Raw genomic sequence first — 4,253 nt, 5'->3', positions numbered from 1 at the left:
GCTTGCAGGCGTGTTGAGAGAGCGAGGAGCCGCCGAGATTCAAGCGATCGGAGCGGGTGCATTAAACCAGGCTGTAAAAGCTGTGGCGATTGCCAGGGGATTTGTGGCGCCTAGCGGCGTTGATTTGATTTGTATTCCGGCTTTTACAGATATTCAAATCGATGGGGAAGAAAGAACAGCGATTAAATTAATCGTGGAGCCTCGCTAAAAACAAATAAAGCATTCTCAACCTGTTTGCGTAATGCAAACAGGTTGTTTTTCATTTATTGTGATATTTTCTCCCAATAGTATTTTTAGCACATAAATGAGCGAATATACAAAATCAGAAATGAGCTAAAACGTTTCAAAAAAAAATTCCGCCCATTTTTCAAGACAGATACTTTTGTCCATCTGTAAAAGACAGTGCTGTTTACGCTTATTCCATATCATGGTACAATCCGAATATAACAAGAATTTTTCAAGGAGGATTGTACATGCAGAGTGGAAAGATGAAAGCTCTAATGAAAAAGGACGGGGCGTTCGGTGCTGTGCTGACTGAAGTTCCCATTCCTGAGATTGATAAACATGAAGTCCTCATAAAAGTGAAAGCCGCTTCCATATGCGGCACGGATGTCCACATTTATAATTGGGATCAATGGGCACGTCAGAGAATCAAAACACCCTATGTTTTCGGCCATGAGTTCAGCGGCATCGTAGAGGACGTGGGAGAGAATGTCAGCAGTGTAAAAGTGGGAGAGTATGTGTCTGCGGAAACACACATTGTCTGTGGTGAATGTGTCCCTTGCGTAACAGGAAAATCTCATGTGTGTACCAATACTGCTATAATCGGAGTGGACACGGCAGGCTGTTTTGCGGAGTATGTAAAAGTTCCAGCTGATAACATTTGGAGAAATCCCGCTGATATGGACCCGTCAATTGCTTCCATTCAAGAGCCTTTAGGAAATGCAGTTCATACCGTACTCGAGAGCCAGCCTGCAGGAGGAACGACTGCAGTCATTGGATGCGGGCCGATTGGTCTTATGGCTGTTGCGGTTGCAAAAGCAGCAGGAGCTTCTCAGGTGATAGCGATTGATAAGAATGAATACAGGCTGAGGCTTGCAAAACAAATGGGAGCGACTTGTACTGTTTCTATTGAAAAAGAAGACCCGCTCAAAATTGTAAGCGCTTTAACGAGTGGAGAAGGAGCAGATCTTGTTTGTGAGATGTCGGGCCATCCCTCAGCGATTGCCCAAGGTCTTGCGATGGCTGCGAATGGCGGAAGATTTCATATTCTCAGCTTGCCGGAACATCCGGTGACAATTGATTTGACGAATAAAGTGGTATTTAAAGGGCTTACCATCCAAGGAATCACAGGAAGAAAAATGTTTTCAACATGGCGCCAGGTGTCTCAGTTGATCAGTTCAAACGTGATCGATCTTGCACCTGTTATTACCCATCAGTTTCCATTAGAGGAGTTTGAAAAAGGTTTCGAACTGATGAGAAGCGGGCAGTGCGGAAAAGTAATTTTAATTCCATAAAGGGGGATAAACATGACGAAGGAATTTGAGTTTTTAAAAGCAGAGCTTGATAGTATGAAAGAAAACCATACATGGCAAGACATAAAACAGCTTGAATCTATGCAGGGCCCATCTGTCACAGTGAATCACCAAAAAGTCATTCAGCTATCTTCTAATAATTACCTCGGATTCACTTCACATCCTAGACTCATCAACGCCGCACAGGAGGCCGTTCAGCAGTATGGAGCCGGCACCGGATCAGTGAGAACGATTGCCGGTACATTTACAATGCATCAAGAGCTTGAGAAAAAGCTGGCAGCCTTTAAAAAAACGGAGGCAGCACTTGTATTCCAATCAGGCTTCACAACAAACCAAGGCGTACTTTCAAGTATTCTATCAAAAGAGGACATTGTCATCTCAGATGAATTGAACCATGCCTCTATTATTGACGGAATTCGACTGACAAAGGCGGATAAAAAGGTGTATCAGCACGTCAATATGAGTGATTTAGAGCGGGTGCTGAGAAAGTCAATGAATTATCGGATGCGTCTGATTGTGACAGACGGCGTATTTTCCATGGATGGCAACATAGCTCCTCTGCCTGATATTGTAGAGCTCGCTGAGAAATATGACGCATTTGTGATGGTGGATGACGCCCATGCATCCGGAGTACTTGGCGAAAAAGGCAGGGGAACGGTAAATCACTTCGGTCTTGACGGCAGAGTGCATATTCAGGTCGGAACATTAAGCAAGGCAATCGGAGTGCTCGGCGGCTACGCTGCAGGTTCAAAGGTGCTGATCGATTATTTGCGCCATAAAGGCCGTCCATTTTTATTCAGCACATCTCATCCGCCGGCTGTCACTGCAGCTTGTATGGAAGCGATTGATGTCTTGCTTGAAGAGCCGGAGCATATGGAGCGCTTGTGGGAGAATACTGCCTATTTTAAAGCAATGCTTGTGAAAATGGGTTTGACTCTCACAGAGAGTCAAACGCCGATTCTTCCTATTTTAATAGGTGATGAAGGTGTGGCAAAGCAATTTTCAGATCAGCTCCTTTCTCACGGTGTTTTTGCCCAAAGTATCGTTTTCCCGACTGTAGCAAAGGGAAAAGCCAGAATTCGCACGATTATAACAGCAGAGCACACTAAAGATGAACTGGATCAGGCGCTTGATGTCATCGAAAAGACGGCAAAGGAGCTCCAGCTATTGTAACAAGAGGAAGAGTTTACTCTTCCTCTTTTGATTCCTTATTGATTATTATTCTCAATGAGTGTACAATGATAGGTTGCCAGTTGTGCAGAGCTTCAATAACCTTTATACTGAAGGGTGGAAGTTTGGTTTGAAAGGAGAAAATATGACATGAATGAAAAACAAAAATTAGAGAGCGGACAAGTTCATCCATCGGACAAAAAATCCGAGAAGGATTACAGCAAGTACTTTGAAGCTGTTTACATTCCGCCTTCTTTAAAAGACGCGAAAAAACGAGGCAAGGAAGCCGTTACTTATCATAATGACTTTAAAATTTCTGAACAATTTAAAGGATTGGGAGACGGAAGAAAGTTCTATATCCGTACGTACGGCTGCCAAATGAATGAACACGATACAGAGGTTATGGCAGGGATCTTTATGGCGCTCGGTTACGAAGCGACAAACTCTGTTGACGACGCCAATGTCATTTTGTTAAATACATGTGCAATCCGTGAAAATGCTGAAAACAAGGTGTTTGGTGAGCTCGGGCACTTAAAAGCACTGAAAAAAAACAATCCCGATCTGATTTTAGGCGTGTGCGGCTGTATGTCCCAAGAGGAATCAGTCGTGAACCGTATTTTGAAAAAACATCCGTTTGTCGATATGATTTTCGGAACGCATAACATTCATCGCCTGCCGGAGCTTTTGTCAGAAGCATACCTTTCAAAAGAAATGGTTGTAGAAGTTTGGTCTAAGGAAGGGGACGTTATTGAAAACCTTCCGAAAGTCCGAAATGGAAAAATTAAGGGCTGGGTCAATATCATGTACGGCTGTGACAAATTCTGTACGTATTGCATTGTGCCTTACACACGCGGAAAAGAAAGAAGCCGCCGCCCTGAGGATATCATTCAGGAAGTGAGAAGGCTCGCAAGTGAAGGCTATAAGGAAATTACTCTGTTAGGCCAAAACGTAAACGCGTATGGAAAAGACTTTGAAGATATGACGTACGGACTTGGTGATTTGATGGATGAACTGAGAAAAATCGATATCCCGAGAATCCGTTTTACAACGAGTCATCCGCGCGACTTTGACGACCGCCTCATTGAAGTGCTGGCAAAAGGCGGAAATCTGCTTGATCACATTCATCTTCCGGTTCAATCAGGAAGCTCAGAAGTTCTGAAGCTGATGGCCCGCAAATATGACAGAGAGCGTTACATGGAGCTGGTGCGAAAAATTAAAGAAGCAATGCCAAACGCTTCTTTGACAACGGACATTATCGTCGGATTTCCAAATGAAACGGACGAACAGTTTGAAGAAACGCTTTCTCTATACCGTGAAGTGGAGTTTGACAGCGCCTATACGTTCATTTACTCTCCGCGTGAGGGCACTCCGGCTGCTAAGATGAAAGATAATGTACCGATGCGTGTGAAAAAAGAACGCCTGCAGCGTCTAAACGCACTGGTGAATGAAATTTCTGCTAAAAAAATGAAGGAATACGAAGGCAAGGTTGTCGAAGTATTAGTTGAGGGTGAAAGCAAAAATAACCCTGATATTCTTGCCGGCTATACG

The 4,253-nt window shown here is 43.8% G+C and carries 4 protein-coding genes; all 4 read left to right on the top strand.

Features of this window, described 5'->3' with window-relative positions; all coding sequences use genetic code 11:
- Positions 1-208: stage V sporulation protein SpoVS (spoVS, locus tag RAC86_RS35860; RefSeq protein WP_377885345.1), on the top strand; the 208-nt coding region annotated here is incomplete at its 5' end.
- 265 nt (positions 209-473) lie between these two features.
- Positions 474-1,517: an L-threonine 3-dehydrogenase gene (tdh, locus tag RAC86_RS35855; protein WP_076457704.1), complete on the top strand. Its 1,044-nt coding sequence runs from the start codon at positions 474-476 to the stop codon at positions 1,515-1,517.
- A gap of 12 nt (positions 1,518-1,529) precedes the next feature.
- Positions 1,530-2,708 (top strand): glycine C-acetyltransferase, encoded by a 1,179-nt coding sequence (locus tag RAC86_RS35850; protein WP_377886707.1) that lies wholly within the window; start codon positions 1,530-1,532, stop codon positions 2,706-2,708.
- Positions 2,709-2,855: 147 nt separating this feature from the next.
- Positions 2,856-4,253: tRNA (N6-isopentenyl adenosine(37)-C2)-methylthiotransferase MiaB (gene miaB / locus RAC86_RS35845; protein WP_377886706.1), on the top strand; the 1,398-nt coding region annotated here is incomplete at its 3' end.

The sequence above is a fragment of the Bacillus sp. LR_5 genome, from assembly GCF_042709275.1.
This window is presented reverse-complemented; position numbering and strand designations above follow the sequence as displayed.